The organism is Thetidibacter halocola, from assembly GCF_018224955.1.
Taxonomy (GTDB): domain Bacteria; phylum Pseudomonadota; class Alphaproteobacteria; order Rhodobacterales; family Rhodobacteraceae; genus Thetidibacter; species Thetidibacter halocola.
In genome coordinates, this window is the sequence record NZ_JAGTUU010000012.1 from 26,860 (window position 1) to 48,725 (window position 21,866).

The window sequence follows — 21,866 nt, forward strand, 5'->3', positions numbered from 1 at the left end:
CGCGCTCCCCGTGCGCCCGATTGGTTCAGTCGTGGATCGTGCCCAGCGCCCGCAGGATGCGTTCCGGCGTGAAGGGCATTTCTGTCACCTGCGCCCCCAGCGGGCGAAGCGCGTCGTTGATCGCGTTCATCACGGCAGCAGGGGCGCCTGCGGTTCCGGCCTCACCCGCGCCCTTGGCGCCCAGTTCGCTTTCCTTGGTGGGCGTTTCCACATGCGCGATGACCATGTCCGGCATCTCGGCCGCCATCGGCACAAGGTAATCCGCCATCGAGCCGTTCAGCAACTGCCCGTCTTCGTCATAGTGGATTTCCTCGAACAGCGCGCCGCCCAGCCCCTGCACGATGCCGCCGCGGATCTGCTCGTCGACCAGCTGCGGGTTGATCACCCGGCCGCAATCCTCGACACACCAGTGCTTCAGCAGCGTGACGACGCCGGTATCGGTATCGACCTCGACGTAAGACGCCTGCACGCCGTTGGTGAAGGCGAACGGGTAGTCCATCGTGATGAAGTGCCGGGTCTGCACCAGTTCGCGCGGCAGGCCCTTGGGCAGGGTGTCCCCCCGGAAATAGACGATGCGGCCCAACTCCTCCAAAGGCATGCGCGTCTCGCCTGTCTGGGTATCGACGATCTGGCCGTCGCGGATGTCCAGCAGGCCCTGATCGGCCTGCAACATCGCCGCCGCGACCTCGAGGATCGAGGACCGCAGCGCGCGGGCCGCCTGCAAAGCCGCCTCGCCACCAATGCCCGCGCCCCGCGAGGCCCAGGTGCCGCCGCCATAGGGTGTCACCTGGGTGTCGCCGGTGATGACGCGCACCTTGGACGGGCTGACCCCGACGCCCTCGGCCACGACCTGGCTCAGCATCGCCTCGGTCCCCTGCCCCTGCTCGGTCACGCCGGACAGCGCCACGACCGACCCGTCCGGGTCCATCCGCACGGTGCAGCCGTCCTGCGCCGAAATGCGCGCCCCGCCGATGCCGTACATGAAGGGCGAGGGGTTGGTCAGTTCGATGAAGGAAGCAATGCCGATGCCGCGCCGCTTGCCCTGCTTCAGCGCCTCGGCCTGGTCAGCGCGCAGCGCGTCGTAATCCATGATCTCCATGAGCTTGTCCATAGAGGCATGGTGCGACAGCCCCTCGAAGCGCATCTTGGCGGGCGAGGTCACGGGATAGGCGTCATCGCGGTACATGTTGCGGCGGCGGATCTCGACCGGGTCCATGCCGATGGCGGCGGCGGCCATGTCGACCAGCCCCTCGGTGATCGCCACGGCGATCGGGTGGCCCACGGCGCGATACTGGCAGGTCGGCGTCTTGTTCTGGAAGACGACGGTGGTCTGCGCACGGTAATTGGCGAAGTCATACGGCCCGCCGCAGAGGTTCACCACCTGGTTGCCCTCGATGGCCGAGGTGCGGGGGTAGACCGAATACGGGCCGATCCCGGTCCAGTCGTCCACGTCGATGGCGAGGATCCTGCCCTCGGCATCCACCGCGATCTTCGCCTCGATCTCGTGGTCGCGGGCGTGGATGTCGGTGGTGAAGCTTTCCAGCCGGTCTGCGATGAACTTGACCGGGCGGCCCATGATCTTGGCGATGGTCGCGGTGGCGACCTCGTCGGGATAGACATGCACCTTGATGCCGTAGGAGCCGCCAACGTCGCCGCAGATCACCCGCACGCGGCTTTCGGGGATGTCCAGGTGCTTGGCAAAGACCGTCTGCATCATGTGCGGCGCCTGCGTCGCGTGATACGCGGTCATCTGCCCTTCGGCGGGGTTCCAGTCGACCAGGATCGAGCGCGGCTCCAGCGTCACGCCGGTGTGCCGGGCGGTGCGGAAGCTTGCGGTGACGACCTTGTGGGCGGTGGACAGCGCCGCGTCCACGTTGCCCTCTTCGTGCAGGCGGCGGAAGGCCAGGTTGTCACCCATGTCGGGGTGGATGACCGGCGTCGTCTTGTCCAGCGCGGTCATCGTGTCGGTGACGGCGGGCAGAGCCTCGTAATCGACCTCGACAAGCGCCGCGCCCTCTTCGGCGGCGGCGCGGGTGGTGGCAACAACGGCCACAACCGGCTCACCCACCCAACAGGCGCGATCCAAGGCCATGGGATGCTGCGGCGGCGATTTCAGCCCCTTGAGATGCGCGAGGACCGCGACCCAGGGCGTGCAGACCTCGGCCAGGTCGGCGCCGGTAAAGACGCGCAGCACACCCGGCACGGTTTTCGCCGCCTCAATGTCGATCCCGGTGATCTTTCCATGCGCGACCGGGGACCGCACGAAGGCCACATGCACCATGCGCGGCAGCACGATATCGTCGACATAACGCCCGCGCCCCTGCACCAGCTTGGTGATATTGGGGCGGGGAACCGTCTTGCCGATGTAGGAATTCGGGCGGTCCGGGTTGCCGAATGCGATGCTCATGCCGCCCCCTTTCCGCCGCGTGCGCGCGCCACGTCCTCGCCGCCGCGTGCGCGCGCCACGTCCTCGACCGCATCCACGATGGCCTCGTAGCCCGTGCAGCGGCAGTAATTGCCCGAGAGGTGTTCCCGGATTTCCGCACGCGAGGGCAGGCCGCCCTGCGACAGCAGTTCCTCGGCGGCGACCAGCATCCCCGGCGTGCAGAAACCGCATTGCGCCGCGTTGCGCGCGACAAAGGCCTCTTGCAGGTCGGCGATGGCTGCGCTGTCCGACAGGCCCTCGACCGTCCAGACCTCGGCGCCATCGGCCTGGGCCGCCAACATCAGGCAGCCGCGCACGGCCTCGCCGTTCACCCGAACGGTGCAGGCGCCGCAAACGCCGTGTTCGCAGCTGGCATGCGCGCCGGTCAGGCCGACCGTCTGGCGCAGGAAGTCGATCAGGTGCTGGCCTGCAGGCACCCGAGCCTCGACGGGTTCTCCGTTCACGGTCAGCGCCACGTCCACCTTGTCGCGGAACATCTCGGTCATGCTTTCCCTCCCTCGGTCCGGGCTACGGCCCGGCGCAGCAACACGCCCGCCAGGTGCCGGCGATAGGCGGCGCTGGCCTGGGTATCCGACGGCGGGTCCAGTTCACCCGCCAGCGCGGCCACGGCGCCGTCCAGGTCGCCCGCATCCAGCGCGGCCATGGCGCCCGTGGCAAGGATCGGCTTGGGCCCAACCGAGAACAGCGACACGCGATGCCCCGCGTCGCGCTTTACCAGGCACAGCCCCGCCAACGCGTAATCGCCCGAACGACGCGCCACTTCCTCGATCACCTGCGCCTCGCCCGATCCGGCCTTGGGAACCGTGATGGCGGTCAGGATCTCTCCCTCTTCGATGGCGGTGGCAAAGACGTCCTCGAAGAAATCCTCGGCAGGGATAGCGCGGCTTCCGTGCGGCCCGGCAACGTGCATCGTCGCGCCCAGGGCCAGCACGCAGGCCGGAAACTCCGCCGCCGGGTCGGCATGGGCGCAGGCGCCGCCGATGGTGCCGCGATTGCGGATCGCGGCGTGGGCTATGTAGTGCACGGCCTCGGCCAGCAGCGGCGCATGGGCACAAACCAGCGCGTCGCGCCCCACATCCGCATGCCGCTTCAGTGCGCCGATGCGCAGGGTATCGCCTTCGTCCGAAACGCCCGACAGTTCCGACAGGCGCGAGATGTCGACCAGCAGGTCCCCCGTCGACAGCCGCATGTTCATCGCGGCGACAAGGCTCTGCCCCCCGGCCAGAACGCGCCCGGCCCCCTCGGCCGACGCCAGAAGCTGCAGCGCATGGTCAAGACTGCTGGCGCGGGCATAGCCGCCAACCGATGCCTTCATGGCCTTCTCCCCTCCCCTCGGGTGCGGCACTGGACCGCGCCCGTTGTTGAGCATTTGCTCAATCTTGTTGAGCAGATGATCTATAATTATCGAGTCGTTGCAAGCACAAAGTTGCGCTAGGGAACCTCGTGGGAGGCGCATGACATGGACGGACAGACCGAAACATCCCGGGCCGAGACCGAGGATGGCGGCACACGCCGCCGCCTGCCGCCCGAGGAACGCCGCCAGCAGATCCTGGACGAGGCCGTGCGCTTTTTCGCCGAGGTCGGGCTGGACGGCAACACGCGTGACCTGGCGCGCCGGCTGGGCGTGACACAATCCCTTCTTTTCAAATACTTCGCGACCAAGGATGATCTGATCGAGGCGGTCTACGAACGGGTCTACCTGGGCCGGCTTTCGCCCGACTGGCCGGACCGGCTTACCGACCGCTCGGTGCCGCTGCGGGCGCGGCTTTTGGCCTTCTACAACGAATACAGCGCGCTGATCTTCCAGCGCGAATGGATGCGGATCTTCATGTTCTCGGGCCTCGCCGGGGCCGCGCTGAACCATCGCTACCTGAAACACCTGGGCGATGTGATTCTCCGCCCGCTGCTGGCCGAGACAGAGGCGCTGGCCACGCCCGGCGCGCAACCGACCATGGAGGATATCTGGAACCTGCATGGCGGCATCGTCTATATCGGCATCCGGCAGCACATCTACCGCATGCCGCCGCCCGACGATCCTGACGAGGCCATCGCGCGGGCCATCGACAGGTATCTCGCGTTCTGCGGCATCGGCCCCGAGGACTGAGCCGGGCCGCACCAGCCGGCCCTGCCCGCCAAGGCGGCGGCCCCCGCCCCAAACACCCCTCATGCGCAGATTCCGGTTGCGGGCGCGGGGGTTGATCCGCCAAGCTGGCGGAAAGGGGGCGCTGCCAATTGACATCCCAGGACGCCGTAACGGCACAGAACGTGGTCAAGAGCTTCGGCCAGGGCAAGGTTGCAGTCCGCGCGCTGGACGACGTCTCTCTGTCCATCCGCAAGGGCGAGTTCTTTACCCTGCTGGGGCCATCGGGCTGCGGCAAGACAACCCTGCTGCGACTGATCGCGGGCTTCGAGATGCCCAGCGGCGGCACGATCCTGCTGGACGGGCAGGACGTGACCACCCTGCCCCCGAACCGCCGCCCGGTGAACACGGTGTTCCAGTCCTACGCGCTGTTCCCGCACCTGACCGTGCGCGAGAACGTCGGCTTCGCCCTCAAGATGCAGGGGCGCGACCGGGCCGAGGTCGAGGACCGCACCAATCGCATGCTGGCCCTCGTCAAGATGGAGGAGCTCGCCGACCGCGCCACGGCACAGCTGTCGGGCGGGCAGCAGCAGCGCGTCGCGCTGGCCCGGGCGCTGGCGCCGCAACCCAAGGTGCTGCTGCTGGACGAACCGCTGTCGGCGCTGGACCTGAAGCTGCGCAAGGAAATGCAGGTCGAACTGAAGCGCCTGCAAAAGGAAACCGGAATCACCTTCGTTTTCGTGACCCATGACCAGGAAGAAGCCCTGACCATGAGCGACCGTATCGGCGTGATGAGCGCGGGGCGGCTGCAACAGGTCGCCACCCCGCGCGAGATCTATACTGCCCCGATCAACCGCTTCGTCGCCGGGTTCATCGGCGAGACGAATTTCCTGCCGGTGACGAAAGGCGCGGACGGCGCGCGGCTGGGTTGTGGCGCCGAGGTGACGGCGCTGGGCGAAGGCCCGGTGCTGACGGTACGGCCCGAACAGGTGGGCGTCGTCGCCACCGACCAGCCCGGCGCGATCGCCGCCACGGTCGACACCCTGATCTATTTCGGCACCGACATGCATGTGCACCTGCGCCTGTCCGACGGCGCCGCGCTGGTTGCGCGGCTGCCGCTGCCGCCGGGCGGCGATCCGGGAATCGCGGCGGGCGACGGCGTGGGCGTCGCCTTTGCGCCGGGCGCGGCGCGTCTGATCGGGGACTGACGCATGAGCCGCCCCGAGGACACGCTGCGCCGAAGATCCGACCGCAACGGCTGGCTTCTCTCGGCGCCCGCGCTGGCCCTACTGGTGTTTGCCGCCTCGGGGCCGCTGATGATCGTGCTGGTCTATTCCTTCCTGGAAAAGGGCCAGTATGGCAACGTTATCTGGGAATTCAGCCTGGACGGCTGGGTCGGCATCCTGTTTTCACGCGACATATTCGACGGCACGCTGAACCTGGCCGACGCCCATATGACGATCTTCTGGCGCAGCGTGAAGCTGTCGCTGCTGACGACGCTCATCACCTTCACGCTGGGCTTTCCCACCGCCTGGTTCATCGCCACCCGGCCGCCGGCGCAGCGCGCGCTGTGGCTGTTCCTGATGACCATCCCGTTCTGGACGAACCTGCTGATCCGGACCTTCGCCATCGGCGAGATCCTGCGGACCGAGGGGCTGATCAACACCGCGCTGCTCAAGACCGGGCTGATCGCCGCGCCGATCCAGATGCTGTACAATGAGGGTGCGGTGCTGGTGGGCATGGCCTATGTCTACCTGCCGCTGATGGTGCTGCCGCTGTTCGCGGCAATCGAACGTTTCGACATGCGGCTGCTCGAGGCGGCATACGATCTTTATGCCAGCCGGATGCAGGTGTTGCGCCACGTGATTCTGCCCATCGTCAAGCCGGGCATCGTGGCCGGGTCGATCCTGGTCTTCGTGCCCTCGCTCGGCGCCTATGTGACGCCGCGCATCCTGGGTGGAGGCAAGAACATGATGATCGGCAACTTCATCGAGCTGCAATTCGGCCAGGGCCGCAACTGGCCGCTGGGCGCGGCGCTGTCGATGACGCTGCTGGTGATCGTGACCGTCGCGCTGCTGTTTTATGTCCGCGCGATCAATCGCAGCGGGTCCGGGGGCGGCAGCCATGGCTGAGCGTCGCTTCTCCGTCGCCGGGCTGCCCGGTTTTGCGACCATCGCGCTGGGCGTGTTCGTCTGCCTCTACCTGCCGATTGTGACGCTGGTGGTCTATTCCTTCAACGGCGGGCCATCGATCGCCGTCTGGCAGGGGTTCTCGCTGCATTGGTATACCGAGGCCTGGGGCAACCGCGCGGTGCAGGACGCCACGCTGCGCTCGCTGATCGTGGCGGCCTGGGCCAGTGCCATCGCGACCACGCTGGCGACGATGGCGGCACTGGGCACGACGCGGCGCGCGGCCTTTCGCGGCCAGACCTTCATTTACGTGATGATCAACCAGCCGCTGATGGTGCCAGAGATCGTGACCGCCGTGGCGTTGTTGATCTTCTTCGCCTCGATCAAGGTGGCGACCGGGTACCAGGGCCTTGGCTACCTGGTCGCGGCGCATTCGGCCTTCTGCATCCCCTTCGCCTACCTGCCGATACGGGCGCGGCTGGAGGGGATGGACATGACGCTGGAGACCGCAGCGGCCGATCTTTACGCGACGCCCTGGCAGACCTTTCGCCACGTGACCTTGCCGCTGCTGGCGCCGGGCATCGCGGCGGGGGCGATGCTGGCCTTCGTCATCAGCCTCGATGACGTCATCATTACCGAGTTCGTCAAGTCCGGCGGGCAGGATACGCTGCCTACCTACATGCTGGGCCAGCTGCGCCGCGCCGTCACGCCCGAGGTCAACGCGATCTCGACCGCGCTGCTGGCGCTGACCGTGCTCCTGCTGACCGCATTCTTTCTACTCACCCGAAAGAGAAACTGACCAAACCAGGGAGAACTGAGATGAAAACGACACTGACCGCACTGGCCACGCTGCTGGCGACGACGAGCCTCGCCCATGCCGAGGGGGTGCTGAACCTGTTCAACTGGGGCAACTACACCAGCCCCGAGTTGCTGGAAAAGTTCGAGGCCGACACCGGCATCAAGGTCATCGTCACCGACTATGACAGCAACGACGCAGCCCTGGCCAAGGTCGAGGCCGGCGGTCACGGTTTCGACCTGGTGGTGCCCTCGGCAAACTACGTGCCGATCTGGGTGGAAAAGGGGCTGATCCAGCCGCTCGACCTGTCGAAACTGCCCAACCATGCCAACATCGCCCCCGAATGGCGCGACGTGCCGTGGGATCCGGGCCGCGCCCATACCGTGCCGTGGCAGTGGGGCTCGACCGGTGTGGCAGTCAATACCTCTGTCTATTCCGGCGACATCAACACCTCGGCGGTCTTTCTCGACGTGCCGGACGAGTTGAAGGGCAAGATCAACGTCGTGCCCGAGATGAACGACGTGGTGAACCTCGCCATCTTCTATTACGGCGGCGAGCCCTGCACCGAGGATCTCGAGGTGCTGAAAAAGGTGCGCGACGGGCTGGTTGCAGCCAAGCCGCACTGGATCAGCATGGATTACGGCGCGACCGAAAAGCTGTCGAACAACGACTGGGCGGCCTCGGTCAACTGGAACGGTTCGACCATGCGGGCGCGGCTGGCCAACCCGCCGGTGCAATACGGCTATCCGAAAGAGGGCTATCCGCTGTGGATGGACTCGGTCGCGCTGCTGGCGGATGCGCAGAACGCCGACAACGCCTATGCCTTCCTCGACTACATCATGGAACCCGAGAATGCCGCCATGCTGTCGGCCTTTGCGCGCTATGCCAACGGCATCTCCGGGTCCGAGGCCTTCATGCCCGACGACATGAAGGACGCCCCCGAGGTGGTGATCCCCGAGGAGTTCAAGGCATCGGGGCGCTTCCTGCCGACCTGCTCGGCCAAGGCGACGGAATACATCACCGCGATCTGGACCGAACTGCAGAAGTGACGCCGAACTGGACGGTCCTGCCCCTGCGGCGGGGCCGTCCCCCTGTCATGCTAGGCCCGCCATGCCCCCCGACCTGATCGTTTCCAATGCCCGTGTCCTGACCATGGACCCGGCCCGCCCCCGGGCCGAGGCCGTCGCGTTGGCCCGCGGCCGCATCCAGGCTCTGGGCCCGCGGGGCGAGATCGAGGCGCTGGCCGGCCTGGAAACCCGCATCATCGACGCGCAGGGGCGCACTGTGCTGCCCGGTTTTGTCGAAAGCCACCTGCACCTGGTGCTGGGCGGGGCGGAACTGGCGCATCTCCAGGTCGGCGGCCTGCACGGGATCGACGCGCTGCGCGACGCCTTTCGCGGCTTTGCCGACCGCCACCCCGACCGTCCGCTGCTGATGGCGCAGGGTGCGGATTACGGCATGATCGGGCGGCCAATGACGCGCCACGACCTGGATGCGATCCTGCCCGACCGTCCCATCGCGATCACCGCCGCCGATCACCACACGGTCTGGGCCAACACCGCCGCGCTGAAGGCGGCCGGCATCCTGTCGGGCCTTGCCACGCCGCATGGCCACGAGGTGATGATGGGCGGCGACGGCCTCGCCACCGGCGAGTTGCGTGAGTTCGAGGCCTTCGCCCCCGTGATCGCGCTGGGCGGCGAGGCCCGGCTGAACATTGGCATCGCCACCGGGGGCGAACCCGCGCCCTGGCCTGATGCCGCGGCGCGCGCCATCGACAAGGCCAAGGTCCTGGCCGGGCTGCGCCATTGCGCCAGCCACGGCATCACCTCGCTGGTGAACATGGACGGCAACCGCTACACGCTGGCGCTGCTGGCCGAGATGCGCGACGCGGGCGACCTGCTTGGCCGGGTCAAGGTGCCTTTTCATTTCAAGCCGCACATGGACATGGCCGAACTGGACCGCGCCGATGCCATGAGCGCCGAATTCGACGACGACTGGCTGTGCTGCCGCTTCGTCAAGATGTTCATGGACGGGGTGATCGACAGCGGCACCGCCTTCATGCTGAACGATTATCCCGACCAGCCGGGCCACCGGTCGGAACCGCTGTTCGACGCCGCCCGCTTTGCCGCCATCGCCACCGAGATCGACCGCCGCGGCCTCCAGATCGCGGTGCATGCCATCGGCGACGCCGCGGTGCGCAGCACGATCGACGGATACGAGGCCGCCCTCCGCGCCAACGGCCCGCGCGACAGCCGCCACCGGATCGAGCATATCGAGATGATCGACCCCGCCGACATCCCGCGTCTCGGCGCGCTGGGAATCACCGCCAGCCTGCAACCCTCGCATCCGCCGGGGGCGATGGATTTCCCGCTTCAACCGACGATGGACCGGGTCGGCCGGGCGCGCTGGGGCGACGCCTATCTGTGGCGCAGCCTGGCCGAGGGCGGCGCGCCCCTGGCCTTTGCCAGCGACTGGCCGGTGACCGATGTCTCGGTGATGCGCGGCATCAAGGCGGCGCTGACCCGGCGCCCTTATGAGGGCGCGCGCGACGAACGCTTGCCCCTGGCCGAGACGCTGCGCGCCTATACCGCCGGCGGCGCCTGGGCGGCGCATCGCGACCACGTGACCGGCACACTGCGGCCGGGGATGGCGGCGGACGTGGTCATGCTGGGCTGCGACATCGAGACGACGCCACCCGACGAGATCGACCGCCACCCGGTCGCGCTGACCGTCTGCGGCGGGCGGATCACCCATGAGGGCGCGGTCTGAGCGCGTCCGCCGTACAACACCGTCCCGCCCGGCAAGATGATTGCGTCGGCGCGCCTTGGCCCCTATGGCAGGACGACCAGAGAGGGAGACAGACGTGACCCAGGCGCATCCAGTATACGGCCGGATCGACGGCCCCATCGTCATCATCGGCTTCGGCTCTATCGGCAAGGGCACCTGGCCGCTTATCGAGCGGCATTTCGACTTCGACGCCGACAAGCTGACGGTGATCGAACCGAACCCCGCCGCCGCGACCTTTCTACGCCAGCACAAGCTGAAGCACCTTCAGGTCGCCCTGACACAAGAGAATTACCGTGAGGTCCTGGGAGAGCTGTTCGCCGAAGGCCGGGGCTTTTGCGTCAACCTGTCGGTCGACACCTCGTCGCTCGACATCATGACATACTGCCGCGAACTGGGCGTTCTCTATATCGACACGGTGGTCGAACCCTGGGCCGGCTACTATTTCGGCGAGACCGACAATGCCGCGCGCACCAACTACGCGCTGCGCCAGGCGGTGCAGGACGAGAAGGCGCGCAACCCGGGCGGCACCACCGCCATCAGCTGCTGCGGCGCCAATCCCGGCATGGTCAGCTGGTTCGTCAAGGAGGCGCTGATGCGCCTGGCCACCGACATGGGGCGCGACGCGGCGATGCCCGCCGACCGAGGCGGCTGGGCCCGCCTGATGCAGTCGCTGGGCGTCAAGGGCATCCACATCGCCGAGCGCGACACCCAGGCCCGCCGCGTGCCGAAACCGCGCGGCACCTTCGTCAACACCTGGTCGGTCGAGGGCTTCATCTCGGAAGGGTTCCAGCCCGCCGAATTGGGCTGGGGCACGCACGAGACCTGGTTCCCCGAGAACGGCCATCGCCACGAGACCGGCTGCCAGGCCGGCATCTGGCTGGAACGGCCCGGCGCGATCACCCGCGTCCACACCTGGTGCCCGACGCCGGGGCCGCAATTCGGCTTCCTCGTGACCCATAACGAGGCGATCTCGATCTCGGACTACTATACCGTGGGCCAGGGCGCGCAGCCGGAATTCCGCCCGACCTGTCATTACGCCTATCATCCTTCCGACGACGCAGTCCTGTCGCTGCACGAAATGTTCGGCTCGGGCCGGCAGCAGACGAAACACCACATCCTGACCGAGGACGAGATCGTCGAAGGCATCGACGAGCTGGGCGTGCTGCTTTACGGCCACGCCATGAACGCGCTTTGGTATGGCTCGCGCCTGTCCAACGAAGAGGCGCGCGACCTCGTGCCCTACCAGAACGCGACCGGGCTCCAGGTCAGTTCGGCGGTGCTGGCGGGCATGGTCTGGGCGCTGGAGAACCCGCAGGCCGGCATCGTCGAGACCGACGAGATGGATCACCTTCGCTGTCTCGAGGTACAGCGACCCTACCTTGGCCCGGTCGAGGCGCATTACACCGACTGGACCCCGCTGCAGGATCGCTGGACGCAGTTCCCCGAGGATATCGACGAAAGCGATCCCTGGCAGTTCCGCAACGTGCTGGCGAGCTGAGGAGAGAGAGACGATGGCGCAGGCGGATCACCAGGTTTTCGAGATACGTGGCTTTCGCCTGCAACGGGGCATGACCCTGCCCCGCGCGACTCTCGCCTACAAGACCTATGGCAAGCTGGCGGCGGACCGGTCGAACGTCATTCTCTACCCCACCTCCTACGGAGCGCAGCACGGCGATACCGAGTGGCTGATCGGGCCGGGCCGGGTGCTGGACCCGACCGAATGGTTCATCGTGATCCCGAACATGTTCGGCAACGGCCTGTCGACCTCGCCATCGAACGTGGAGCCGCCCTATGGCCCCGGTCGGTTCCCGCAGATCACCCATTGGGACAATGTCGAGGCGCAGCGCCTTCTACTGGAACAGGTTTTCGGCGTCGAGAACTTGGCGATGGCCTATGGCTGGTCGATGGGTGCGCAGCAGGCGCTGCACTGGGGCGCGATCCATCCCGACCGGGTGGCGCGCATCTGCGCGGTCTGCGGCTCTGCCCGCACCTCGATCCACAACCGGGTGTTCCTGGAGGGTGTGCGCGCGACGCTGACCGGCGACCCTGCGTGGCGCGGCGATCATTTCGCGGAGCACCCCGTGCGCGGTCTGCGGGCGATGGGCCGGGTCTATGCCGGCTGGGCCATGTCGCAGGCCTTCTACCGCGAGAGGCTGTTCGAAAAGGCGGGCTTCGCCTCGGTCGAGGATTTCATCGTCCGCTCATGGGAGGCGAATTTCCTGCGCCGCGACGCACACGACCTGCTGGCCAGCCTCGACACCTGGCTGGCGTCCGACATATCGGACAACGCGCTTTACGGCGGCGACCTGAAACGCGCGCTGGGGGCGATCACCGCGCGGTCGATCGTCATGCCATCGCGCACCGACCTCTATTTCACGCCCGAGGACAGCGCGCTGGAAACCGCGATGATGCCCAACGCGGAATACCGACCGATCGAGTCGATCTGGGGCCATCGCGCGGGCAACCCGGTGTTCAACCCCGAGGACGAGGCGGTTCTGCGAAAGGCCGTGTGCGACCTGCTGGAGGGATCGCCGGCCTGACGGCGGGCCTCAGCCCTTGCCCGCCAGCATGGTTTCCACCAGCTTCTGCACGCGCAGCGCCTCGTCCGGCGTGGCCAGCCGGTTCGGCTGAACCTTCAGGCACAGCAGCAGGTCGTCCAGTTGCGCCCGCAGGCTGACCGCGCGGGGATCGGCGGGGCGTTCGGTGCGTTCCTCGAACGGGCCGCCTTCGGACACCGCATCGACGTAGAAATCGGTGATGCGGCGGCTGGTGGCCGAGCCCTTGACAGTGACCTCCTGCCGGTCGGGCTGGGCGCCGCCGACGCTGGCCATGATGGTGACGGACAGGCCATCGGCATTTTCCAGCCGCGCCAGCATGTGGGTCTCGCACAGCGCCGGGTCGGCGGGAAAGGAGGGCCGCGCCCAGACCACCGAGAGCGGCCCGAGGATGCGTTCCGAGAAGAACAGGAAATGCGAGATCACCTCGCGCGTCATACCGCCCTCGTCGCGGAACCGCAGCCAGTCCGCGGCCACCTGCCAGGCGCGCGGCCAGTTCGCATAGGTCACGACGATGTCGACGCCTTGCAGGTCGCCAAGCTCCCCCGCCCGCGCCGAAGCGGAAACACCCGTCAGCGCCGCGCCCGCCGCCTGGGTGAAGTTCACGGCCGCCGGAACGCCCGCCGCCTTCAACCCGGCGACCAGCGCCTCGCTTTCGGCCACGTCCACGCCCAGCGGCTTTTCCAGAAAGACCGGTGTCCCCGCAGCGGCGGCGGCCAGCGCATAGGCCTTGCGCGGCACCGGCGGGCAGGCGAGGTAGACAAGGTCCGCACCCGCCATCGCCTCCTCGGCAGAGGTCGCGATCCGGGCCTCGGGCGCCAGCGCCTGCGCGGCGCGGCAAGCCTCGGGGTCGGGATCCCAGAGCGTCGCGGGACGATAGCCGGGATGACGCGCCATGTTCTCGATCATGCGACGGCCCATGATCCCCAGCCCGATGATTGCCGTGTCGATGGTCATGCGCCCTGCCCCTTTGCCTGTTTCGGTCGTTTGTCCAGCATCCGCACCCGACGCTTAGGCAGTTCGCGGGTGTCGTGCAACCGGACGCGCCTCAGAACGCCACCTGGTCGGCGCCCTTCAGCGCCAGCATCTCGCGCGCCTCGTCCGGCGTGGCGACTTGCAGGCCCAGCCCCTCGACCAAGCGGCGGGCCTTCTCGACCTGCTGGGCGTTCGACTTCGCCAATTCGCCCCGCGCGATCCAGATGCTGTCCTCCAGGCCGACGCGGATGTTGCCGCCCATGGACAGCGCCTGCGTCGCGATGCGGAACTGGTCCTTGCCCGCGCCGAGCACCGACCAGCGGAAATCCTTGCCGAACAGACGGTCGGCAGTGCGCTTCATGTGCATGACATCCTCGGGATGGGTGCCAATGCCGCCCAGCAGGCCAAAGACCGACTGGATGAAGAACGGCGGCTGGACCAGCCCCCGCTCGGCAAAATGCGCAAGGTTGTAGAGATGCGAGATGTCGTAGCACTCGAACTCGAACCGGGTGCCATTGCCGGAACAGGTCTGAAGGACGTATTCGATGTCCTTGAACGAATTGCGGAACACCAGGTCGCGCGAGCCCTCCAGGTGCTCGCGTTCCCAGTCGTGCTTGAACTCGGTGTATTTCGCCAGCAGCGGGAAGAAGCCGAAATTCATCGACCCCATGTTCAGCGAGGCGACCTCGGGCTTGTAGCGCGCGGCGGGTTCAGCCCGCTCGGCCACGGTCATGTAGGGCGAGCCGCCGGTGGTGATGTTCACTGCCGCATTGGTCGCCTGCTTGATGCGCTGCAGGAAGGGGGCAAACGCCTCGGGCGACTGGTCCGGCTTGCCGGTCAGGGGATCGCGCGCGTGCAGGTGCAGGATCGCGGCGCCCGCCTCGGCGGCGCCCAGCGCGGCCTCGACGATCTCGTCGGGGGTGATCGGCAGGTGCGGCGTCATCGAGGGCGTGTGGATCGCCCCGGTGACGGCGCAGGTGATGATGACCTTGTCACGTGTCGGCATGTTCGCCCCTCCTGTTCGCCCTGACGCCGGATCGTCGCGAATTTCCGACGCGGGTCAAGCAGCCTTCCCGCCCGCTGGTCCGCGTTCAGCCCGCCTTTTGACCGTTCCGGCGCAGTTCGCCCGGCCCGTCGTCCGCGACCGGTTGACAGGGCTCAGGCCCGATTTATCCTGCCGGCTCGAACGACGCGAACCCGACGCCGCTGCGGCGTCGCAACAAAGAGGGGCCATCAGGCCCCATCCGACAGGAGAAACACCGATGACACATCCGTTCAGCCGAACGGCCGCGCGCCGCGTAGCCACGAGCCTCATGCTTTCGGCGGCCATGCTGGGAGCCGGCCTGACCGCCGCCCAGGCCGAGACGCTGCGCTGGGCGCGTGTGGGCGACGCCCTGACGCTCGACCCGCATTCGGCCAACGAGGGGCCGACCTCGACGCTGCTGCACCACATCTACGAGACGCTGGTGCGGCGCGACACCGACGGCTCGCTCAAGCCGCGGCTGGCGACAGAGTGGTTCATCCATCCCGACGATCCGACCGTCTGGGTGTTCCGCCTGCGCGAGGGCGTGACCTTCCATGACGGCGCGGCCTTCACCGCCGAGGACGTGGTGGCCTCGATCACCCGCGTCACCTCGGAAACCTCTGATTTCAAGGGCCTGCACACCGCCGTCGCAGGCGCCGAGGCCATCGACGACTATACCGTGCACATCAAGATGAGCGGCCCGAGCCCGCTGTATGTGCAAAACCTCACCAACTTCTTCGTCATGGACAAGGGCTGGATCGAGGCAAACGGGGTCGAGACGCCGCAGGATTTCAAGGCTGGCGAGGAAAAGTTCACCGTCCGCAACACCAACGGCACCGGCCCCTACACGCTGGTCTCGCGCGATCCCGAGGTGCGCACTGTGCTGGCGGCGAACCCCGGCCACTGGGATGCGGCCCCCGCCGTGACCGAGATCGTCTACACGCCCATCAAGGAGGCCGCGACCCGCGTCGCCGCCCTGCTGTCGGGCGAGGTCGATTTCGTGCAGGACGTTCCGGTGCAGGACATCGAGCGCCTGTCGAACACCGCCGGAATCTCGGTGACCACCGGTGCCGAGAACCGGACGATCTTCTTTGCCTATGACATGACCTCGGACAGCCTGAAATCGGTGCCCGGCGACAACCCGTTCAAGAACCCGCAGGTGCGCGAGGCGATGGCGCTGGCGCTGGACCGCGACGCGATCCGCCAGGTGGTGATGCGCGGCCAGTCGGTGCCCGGCGGGCAGAACGTGCCGCCCTTCGTCAACGGCCATGACCCGGCGCTGGATGCGTATTCCGCACCCGACTACGACGCGGCCAAGGCGCTGATGACCGAGGCGGGCTATGCCGATGGCTTCTCCGTCGACCTGCACTGCCCGAACGACCGCTACATCAACGACGAGGCGATCTGCCAGGCCTATGTCGGCATGCTGGGCCGCATCGGGATCAAGGCGAACCTGGTCAGCCAGTCGCGCACCATCCACTTCCCCGCGATCCAGAACGGCGAGGTAGATTTCTACCTGCTGGGTTGGGGCGTTCCGACCTTCGACAGCCAGTACGTGTTCGACTTCCTCGTGCACAGCCCGGCGGACGGCCGCGGCGGCTGGAACGGCTCGCGCTACAACAACCCCGAGATCGACGCCAAGATCGAGTCGCTGGCGACCGAGACCGACCTTGCCAAGCGCGACGCGACCATCGCCGAGATCTGGCAGACCCTCCAGCAGGACCGCGTCTTCCTGATGGTGCACAACCAGCTTCTCGCCTATGCCGCGAAGGACAATGTCGAGATCGCCGTGCATCCGGAAAACCAGCCGAGCATGACGACCGTCACGTTCAAGTAACCGGCCGCAGAACCCGCTCTGCGCCACATCCTGCCATCGAGGGGGCCGGCATCGTTCCGGCCCCTTCCCTCTCCCGGGGATTGCGATGATCGCCTATGTCCTGCGCCGGATCGTGCAATCCGTGCTTGTCATGCTGGTCGTGGCGCTGGTGTCCTTCTCGCTGTTCCGCTTCGTCGGCGACCCGGTTGCCACGATGATGGGCCAGGAGGCCAGTCAGGCCGACCGCGAGGCGCTGCGCGACCGTCTCGGCCTGAACGACCCCGTGATTGTGCAGTTCGCCGGCTACATCGCCCGCGCCGCCTCCGGCGATTTCGGCATCTCCTACCGGCTGCAACAGCCGGTGATGGAGTTGATCCTGTCGCGCCTGCCCGCGACGCTGGAACTGGCTCTGATCTCTGGCACGCTGGCCTTTGTCTTTGGCGTGGGCCTGGGCGTCTACACGGCGCTGAACCGGCGCGGCTGGCTGTCGGGAACGATCATGACCGTCTCGCTGGTCGGCGTGTCGCTGCCCACCTTCCTGATCGGCGTACTGCTGATCTGGGTCTTCGCGGTCGAGCTGCAATGGCTGCCCAGTTTCGGGCGCGGCGAGACCGTGGATGTAGGGCCATGGCGCACGGGGCTGCTGACGCCCTCGGGGCGCGCCTCGATCGTGCTGCCGGCGATCACGCTTGGGCTTTACCAGATGACGCTGATCATGCGGCTGGTGCGGGCCGAGATGCTGGAGGTGCTGCGCACCGACTACATCAAGTTCGCCCGCGCCCGTGGCCTGTCTGATCGCGCCGTGAATTTCGGCCACGCGCTGAAGAACACGCTGGTGCCGGTCATCACCATCACCGGCCTGCAACTGGGCAGCATCATCGCCTTCGCCATCATCACCGAAACCGTATTCCAATGGCCCGGCGTCGGCGCGCTGTTCATCAACTCTGTGCAGTTCGTCGACATCCCGGTGATGGCCGCCTACCTGATGCTGATCGCGCTGATCTTCGTAGTCATCAACCTGGTCGTCGACCTGCTGTATTACGCCGTCGACCCGCGCCTGCGGCTGGACCGCGCCGCGGCACGGCATTGATGGAGGCCCGGACATGAACCGCATCGCCCGCGCCTGGGACAGCGATTTGGCCTACAGCTTTCGCCACTCGCCCGTGGCGGTCGTCGCCGCTTTCGTCGCCCTGCTGATCATCCTGGCCGCCGCCCTGGCGCCGCTGATCGCGCCGCACGACCCGTTCAACCCCGCCAGCCTGAACCTGATGGACGGCTTCACCCCCCCGATGGAGCCCAACGCCTTTACCGGCAACACCTACTGGCTGGGCACCGACAACCAGGGGCGAGACATCTTTTCCGCCATCCTCTACGGCGCACGCATCTCGCTCTTCGTGGGGTTCTCGGCGGTGCTGTTCGCGATGGTGCTGGGCATCGCGGTTGGGCTGCTGGCGGCCTGGCGCGGTGGCTGGGTGGACAGCCTGCTGATGCGCATCGCCGACGTGCAGCTCTCCTTTCCATCGATCCTGATCGCGCTGCTGATCTTCGGCGTGGCGCGTGGCGTGATCCCCCCCGCCTATCGCGAGGAAATGGCGATCTGGGTGCTGATCGTCGCCATCGGCCTGTCGGACTGGGTGCAGTTTGCCCGCGTCGTGCGCGGCGCCGCGATGGTGGAAAAGGCACGCGAATACGTTCAGGCTGCGCGCGTGATCGGCGTGCACCCGGTGCGCATCGTGCTGACCCACATCCTGCCCAACGTCATGGGGCCGGTGCTGGTCATCGCAACGATCGGCCTGGCGCTGGCCATCATCGCCGAGGCGACCTTGTCCTTCCTCGGCGTGGGCGTGCCGCCGACCCAGCCCAGCCTCGGCACGCTTATCCGCATCGGCCAGGGTTTCCTGTTCTCGGGCGAATGGTGGATCATCCTGTTTCCCTCCATCGCGCTGCTGGCGCTGGCCCTGTCGGTGAACCTGCTGGGCGACTGGCTGCGCGACGCATTGAACCCGAGGCTGAAATGACAGAGCCGCTGCTTTCCGTCCGCGACCTGCGGGTCGAGTTTCCCAACCGGCGCGGCACGCTGACCGCGCTGGACGGGATTTCCTTCGACATCGCGCCGGGCGAGGTGCTGGGCATGGTGGGCGAGTCCGGCGCGGGCAAGTCGCTGACCGGCGCCGCCATCATCGGCCTGCTGGAACCGCCGGGCCGCATCGCCGGGGGCGAGATCCGACTGAAGGGCCAGCGCATCGACACCCTTTCGCCAGAACAGATGCGCCGCATCCGGGGCAAGCGGATCGGAATGGTGTTCCAGGACCCGCTGACCAGCCTCAACCCGCTCTACACCGTCGCGCAGCAGTTGGTCGAGACGATCCGCACCCACATGCCGCTGTCCGAGGTCGACGCCCGCAAGCGCGCCATCGCGCTGCTGGACCGCGTCGGCATCCCGGCGGCAGCGCGGCGGATCGACGACTACCCGCACCATTTCTCGGGCGGGATGCGGCAGCGCGTGGTGATCGCGCTGGCGCTCTGCGCGGAGCCGGAACTGGTGATCGCTGACGAGCCCACGACCGCGCTGGACGTGTCCGTGCAGGCGCAGATCATCGACCTGATCAAGGAGATCTGCGCCGAACGCGGCGCGGCGGTGATGCTGATCACCCACGACATGGGCGTGATCGCCGAGACGGCGGATCGCGTCGCCGTGCTCTATGCCGGGCGCCTGGCCGAGATCGGGCCGGTGCGCGACGTGATCCTCGACGCGGCGCATCCCTATACCAGGGGTCTGATGGGCTCGATCCCCACGCTGACGCAGGAAAGCGACCGGCTGGTGCAGATCCCCGGCGCGATGCCGCGTCTGTCGTCCATCCCGACCGGCTGCGCCTTCAACCCGCGCTGCCCCGAGGCCTTCGACCGCTGCCGCACCGAGCGGCCCGTGCCGCTGGACCGCCCGGGCGGGCGGCAGGTGGCCTGCTGGCTGGCCGCCAAGGAGAGCGCCCATGGCTGATCCCCTGTTGCAGATAGAGGGGTTGTGGCGCCGTTTCGACGTGTCCAAGCCATGGCTGAACCGCGTGATCGAACGCGAGAAACCGCAATTGCTGACCGCCGTTGCGGACGTGTCCTTTGACATCGCGCGGGGCGAGACCTTTGCCCTGGTGGGCGAGTCGGGTTCGGGCAAGTCGACCATCGCGCGGATGATCGTCGGACTGCTGGGCGCGTCCGAGGGGCGCATCCGCTTCGACGGCAAGGACATGACGGAAATGGCGCCGTCCGATCTGCGGGCGCTGCGGCGGCGGTTCCAGATGATCTTTCAGGATCCGTTCGCCAGCCTGAATCCGCGCTGGCGGGTGGGCGACATCATCGCCGAACCGATGCGCACCTTCGGCCTGGCCACCGGCGCCGAGGCCGCGACCGAGGTGGCCCGCCTGCTGGAAACCGTTGGCCTGTCGGCCCGCGACGCCGAGAAGTTCCCGCATGAATTCTCGGGCGGGCAGCGCCAGCGCATCGCCATTGCCCGCGCGCTGTCCTCCAAGCCCGAGTTCATCGTCTGCGACGAGCCGACATCGGCGCTGGACGTCAGCGTGCAGGCACAGATCCTGAACCTGATGCGCGATCTCCAGGACGAGTTCGGGCTGACTTACCTGTTCATCAGCCACGACCTGTCGGTGGTGCGTCACATGGCCAGCCGCATCGGCGTGCTGTATCTCGGCCGCCTGGTCGAGGTGGCCGATGCCAAGGCGCTGTTCCGCGCCCCCTGCCATCCCTACACGCGGATGCTGCTGGACGCGGTGCCGGACCTGGCGCTGTCCGGGCGGCGGCGCAAGCCGGTCAGCGGCGAGATCCCCAACCCGATCTCGCCACCCGCCGGCTGCGCCTTTCACCCGCGCTGCCCCGCGATGACCGAGGCCTGCAAGCAGGCGATCCCGGCGCCCCGGCCCACCGCGACCGGCATGGCAGCCTGCATCCGGCTGGACATGGCGGAAACCGCCGCGCGCTAGGCCTCGCGCCCCATGGCGGCGCTGCGGCGATGCAGCGCCCGGTCGAGTGGCAGGATACCCAGCAGGCTGAGCGCGGCGAACCCGGCACCGGCCAGGAAGGTCGCCTGCGGGCCAAAGACCTCCCACAGCGCCCCGGCCATCACGCTGGCCGCCAGCATCGCGACCCCGGTGACCAGATTGAACACGCCAAAGGCCGTGCCGCGCAACTCGGCCGGCACCGCGTCGGCCACCAGAGCCGCCAGCAGCCCCTGCGTCAGGCCCATGTGCAGCCCCCAGAGCAGCACGCCCGCGCCGATCCCCCACAGCCCCTGCGCCAGCGCCAGGCAGAGGTCGGCCAGGATCAGCACGGTCATGCCCGCCCCCAGGATGACCCCGCGCGGCGCCCGGTCCGACAGCGCACCCACCGGGTAGGCGGTCAGCGCGTAGACCAGGTTCATCGCCACCAGCACCAGCGGCACCAGCATCAGGGGCAGGCCCGCCCCCTCGGCGCGCAGGATCAGGAAGGCCTCGCTGAACCGTGCCAGCGTAAAGGCCGCCGCAACCGCGACCACCGCCCAGTAAAGCCCGCCCAGCAGGCGCAATTCCGATCGCGCCAGCGGGTTTCGCACCCGGCGCAGCCCCACCGGGCGTGGCGGTTCGTGCACTGCAAACAGGATCAGCGCCAGCGCGCCGAAGGCCGGCAGCACGGCGACCCAGAACACCGTCGTGAAATCGTCGGCAAAGGCCCACATCAGCGCCACCGCCAACAGCGGCCCAAGGAAGGCACCCACCGTGTCCAGCGTCTGACGCAGCCCAAAGGCCGCGCCGCGCAGACCGGGCGGTGCGATGTCGGCGACCAGCGCATCGCGTGGCGCGCCACGGATGCCCTTGCCGACCCGGTCGACGAAACGCGCCGCGACCAGCCAGCCGACCGTGGGCGCCAGCGGAAAGACCGGCTTGGTCAGCGCGGCAAGCCCGTATCCCAGCGCCGCCAACCCCTTGCGCCGCCCGATCCGGTCACTCAGCGCGCCGGAGAAGACCTTTGTGACCGCCGCCGTCGCCTCGGCGATACCCTCGATCACGCCGACGGTCAGCGCCGAGGCGCCAAGGCCCACGACGAGGTAGACCGGCAGCAGCGCGTGAATCATCTCGGACGAGACGTCCATCAGCATCGACACCAGACCCAGCGCCCAGATCCCGGCGGGCAGCCGCAACCAGCCCGGCCGCGCCGCCGTCGGATCGCCCGCTTCGCCTGTCTCCGACCTGTCGGTCATGTCACCCTCTCCGCAC

At 67.7% G+C, this 21,866-nt stretch carries 19 protein-coding genes; 13 read left to right on the top strand and 6 right to left on the bottom strand.

All coding sequences use genetic code 11. From position 1 onward, the window contains the following. Positions 1-25: 25 nt before the first annotated feature. The 3 genes from KB874_RS22060 to KB874_RS22070 are packed head-to-tail and all read right to left on the bottom strand — an operon-like array spanning position 26 to position 3,761. Complete coding sequence (locus tag KB874_RS22060; protein WP_212538735.1) at positions 26-2,407, bottom strand: xanthine dehydrogenase family protein molybdopterin-binding subunit; 2,382 nt, start codon at positions 2,405-2,407, stop codon at positions 26-28. Next, positions 2,404-2,931, bottom strand: a complete 528-nt coding sequence (locus KB874_RS22065) for a (2Fe-2S)-binding protein (RefSeq protein ID WP_212538736.1) — start codon at positions 2,929-2,931, stop codon at positions 2,404-2,406. The genes KB874_RS22060 and KB874_RS22065 overlap by 4 nt, the downstream gene beginning before the upstream one ends. After that, positions 2,928-3,761 carry an FAD binding domain-containing protein gene (locus KB874_RS22070; RefSeq protein WP_212538737.1) on the bottom strand — a complete coding sequence of 278 codons (834 nt, stop codon included), beginning with the start codon at positions 3,759-3,761 and terminating at the stop codon, positions 2,928-2,930. The genes KB874_RS22065 and KB874_RS22070 overlap by 4 nt, the downstream gene beginning before the upstream one ends. 144 nt (positions 3,762-3,905) lie before the next feature. On the opposite strand from KB874_RS22070, the gene KB874_RS22075 reads away from it, so the two are divergent. The 8 genes from KB874_RS22075 (at position 3,906) to KB874_RS22110 (ending at position 12,778) form a co-directional block, all read left to right on the top strand. Beyond that, positions 3,906-4,550: a TetR/AcrR family transcriptional regulator gene (locus tag KB874_RS22075; RefSeq protein WP_212538738.1), complete on the top strand. Its 645-nt coding sequence runs from the start codon at positions 3,906-3,908 to the stop codon at positions 4,548-4,550. 128 nt (positions 4,551-4,678) lie between these two features. Further along, complete coding sequence (locus KB874_RS22080; RefSeq protein WP_212538739.1) at positions 4,679-5,734, top strand: ABC transporter ATP-binding protein; 1,056 nt, start codon at positions 4,679-4,681, stop codon at positions 5,732-5,734. A 3-nt stretch (positions 5,735-5,737) separates the two neighbouring features. Further along, positions 5,738-6,658 carry an ABC transporter permease gene (locus KB874_RS22085; protein ID WP_212538740.1) on the top strand — a complete coding sequence of 307 codons (921 nt, stop codon included), beginning with the start codon at positions 5,738-5,740 and terminating at the stop codon, positions 6,656-6,658. Further along, positions 6,651-7,454, top strand: a complete 804-nt coding sequence (locus KB874_RS22090; RefSeq protein WP_212538741.1) for an ABC transporter permease — start codon at positions 6,651-6,653, stop codon at positions 7,452-7,454. Before KB874_RS22085 ends, KB874_RS22090 begins: the two co-directional genes overlap by 8 nt. A 20-nt stretch (positions 7,455-7,474) precedes the next feature. Continuing rightward, positions 7,475-8,500, top strand: a complete 1,026-nt coding sequence (locus KB874_RS22095) for an ABC transporter substrate-binding protein (RefSeq protein ID WP_212538742.1) — start codon at positions 7,475-7,477, stop codon at positions 8,498-8,500. Between the two features lie 61 nt (positions 8,501-8,561). Next, a complete protein-coding gene (locus KB874_RS22100; RefSeq protein ID WP_212538743.1) occupies positions 8,562-10,220 on the top strand; it encodes an amidohydrolase in 1,659 nt (552 codons plus the stop codon). Between the two features lie 64 nt (positions 10,221-10,284). Continuing rightward, positions 10,285-11,736 (top strand): homospermidine synthase, encoded by a 1,452-nt coding sequence (locus KB874_RS22105; protein WP_249200743.1) that lies wholly within the window; start codon positions 10,285-10,287, stop codon positions 11,734-11,736. A 13-nt stretch (positions 11,737-11,749) separates the two neighbouring features. Next, positions 11,750-12,778, top strand: a complete 1,029-nt coding sequence (locus tag KB874_RS22110; RefSeq protein WP_212538745.1) for an alpha/beta fold hydrolase — start codon at positions 11,750-11,752, stop codon at positions 12,776-12,778. 9 nt (positions 12,779-12,787) lie between these two features. Here the strand turns inward: KB874_RS22110 and KB874_RS22115 are convergent, their stop codons facing one another. Both KB874_RS22115 and kce read right to left on the bottom strand, forming a co-directional pair. After that, positions 12,788-13,750, bottom strand: coding sequence for a Gfo/Idh/MocA family protein (locus KB874_RS22115; protein ID WP_212538746.1), 963 nt, complete (start codon positions 13,748-13,750; stop codon positions 12,788-12,790). A gap of 91 nt (positions 13,751-13,841) precedes the next feature. Continuing rightward, the gene (gene kce, locus KB874_RS22120; RefSeq protein ID WP_212538747.1) at positions 13,842-14,774 is read right to left on the bottom strand and encodes a 3,5-dioxohexanoate:acetyl-CoA acetone transferase; all 933 of its coding nucleotides are present in this window, start codon (positions 14,772-14,774) and stop codon (positions 13,842-13,844) included. 256 nt (positions 14,775-15,030) lie between these two features. Here kce and KB874_RS22125 point away from each other — a divergent pair, with 256 nt between their 5' ends. The 5 genes from KB874_RS22125 (at position 15,031) to KB874_RS22145 (ending at position 20,597) form a co-directional block, all read left to right on the top strand. Then, positions 15,031-16,629: an ABC transporter substrate-binding protein gene (locus KB874_RS22125; RefSeq protein WP_249200744.1), complete on the top strand. Its 1,599-nt coding sequence runs from the start codon at positions 15,031-15,033 to the stop codon at positions 16,627-16,629. An 85-nt stretch (positions 16,630-16,714) separates the two neighbouring features. Beyond that, positions 16,715-17,698, top strand: coding sequence for an ABC transporter permease (locus KB874_RS22130; RefSeq protein WP_212538748.1), 984 nt, complete (start codon positions 16,715-16,717; stop codon positions 17,696-17,698). A gap of 13 nt (positions 17,699-17,711) precedes the next feature. Then, a complete protein-coding gene (locus KB874_RS22135; RefSeq protein WP_212538749.1) occupies positions 17,712-18,626 on the top strand; it encodes an ABC transporter permease in 915 nt (304 codons plus the stop codon). Then, entirely contained in the window at positions 18,623-19,606 is a 984-nt protein-coding gene (locus KB874_RS22140; RefSeq protein ID WP_212538750.1) for an ABC transporter ATP-binding protein, read from the top strand. The genes KB874_RS22135 and KB874_RS22140 overlap by 4 nt, the downstream gene beginning before the upstream one ends. After that, positions 19,599-20,597 carry an ABC transporter ATP-binding protein gene (locus tag KB874_RS22145; RefSeq protein ID WP_212538751.1) on the top strand — a complete coding sequence of 333 codons (999 nt, stop codon included), beginning with the start codon at positions 19,599-19,601 and terminating at the stop codon, positions 20,595-20,597. The genes KB874_RS22140 and KB874_RS22145 overlap by 8 nt, the downstream gene beginning before the upstream one ends. Here KB874_RS22145 and KB874_RS22150 read toward each other — a convergent pair. Further along, complete coding sequence (locus tag KB874_RS22150) at positions 20,594-21,850, bottom strand: MFS transporter (RefSeq protein WP_212538752.1); 1,257 nt, start codon at positions 21,848-21,850, stop codon at positions 20,594-20,596. The genes KB874_RS22145 and KB874_RS22150 overlap by 4 nt on opposite strands. Between the last annotated feature and the right edge of the window lie 16 nt (positions 21,851-21,866).

Coding starts and splice junctions, on each gene's coding strand:
- KB874_RS22060 (WP_212538735.1), bottom strand. CDS start 2,407: ATGAGCATCGCATTCGGCAACCCGGACCGCCCGAATTCCTACATCGGC.
- KB874_RS22065 (WP_212538736.1), bottom strand. CDS start 2,931: ATGACCGAGATGTTCCGCGACAAGGTGGACGTGGCGCTGACCGTGAAC.
- KB874_RS22070 (WP_212538737.1), bottom strand. CDS start 3,761: ATGAAGGCATCGGTTGGCGGCTATGCCCGCGCCAGCAGTCTTGACCAT.
- KB874_RS22075 (WP_212538738.1), top strand. CDS start 3,906: ATGGACGGACAGACCGAAACATCCCGGGCCGAGACCGAGGATGGCGGC.
- KB874_RS22085 (WP_212538740.1), top strand. CDS start 5,738: ATGAGCCGCCCCGAGGACACGCTGCGCCGAAGATCCGACCGCAACGGC.
- KB874_RS22090 (WP_212538741.1), top strand. CDS start 6,651: ATGGCTGAGCGTCGCTTCTCCGTCGCCGGGCTGCCCGGTTTTGCGACC.
- KB874_RS22095 (WP_212538742.1), top strand. CDS start 7,475: ATGAAAACGACACTGACCGCACTGGCCACGCTGCTGGCGACGACGAGC.
- KB874_RS22100 (WP_212538743.1), top strand. CDS start 8,562: ATGCCCCCCGACCTGATCGTTTCCAATGCCCGTGTCCTGACCATGGAC.
- KB874_RS22105 (WP_249200743.1), top strand. CDS start 10,285: ATGGCAGGACGACCAGAGAGGGAGACAGACGTGACCCAGGCGCATCCA.
- KB874_RS22110 (WP_212538745.1), top strand. CDS start 11,750: ATGGCGCAGGCGGATCACCAGGTTTTCGAGATACGTGGCTTTCGCCTG.
- KB874_RS22115 (WP_212538746.1), bottom strand. CDS start 13,750: ATGACCATCGACACGGCAATCATCGGGCTGGGGATCATGGGCCGTCGC.
- kce (WP_212538747.1), bottom strand. CDS start 14,774: ATGCCGACACGTGACAAGGTCATCATCACCTGCGCCGTCACCGGGGCG.
- KB874_RS22125 (WP_249200744.1), top strand. CDS start 15,031: ATGACACATCCGTTCAGCCGAACGGCCGCGCGCCGCGTAGCCACGAGC.
- KB874_RS22130 (WP_212538748.1), top strand. CDS start 16,715: ATGATCGCCTATGTCCTGCGCCGGATCGTGCAATCCGTGCTTGTCATG.
- KB874_RS22135 (WP_212538749.1), top strand. CDS start 17,712: ATGAACCGCATCGCCCGCGCCTGGGACAGCGATTTGGCCTACAGCTTT.
- KB874_RS22140 (WP_212538750.1), top strand. CDS start 18,623: ATGACAGAGCCGCTGCTTTCCGTCCGCGACCTGCGGGTCGAGTTTCCC.
- KB874_RS22145 (WP_212538751.1), top strand. CDS start 19,599: ATGGCTGATCCCCTGTTGCAGATAGAGGGGTTGTGGCGCCGTTTCGAC.
- KB874_RS22150 (WP_212538752.1), bottom strand. CDS start 21,850: ATGACCGACAGGTCGGAGACAGGCGAAGCGGGCGATCCGACGGCGGCG.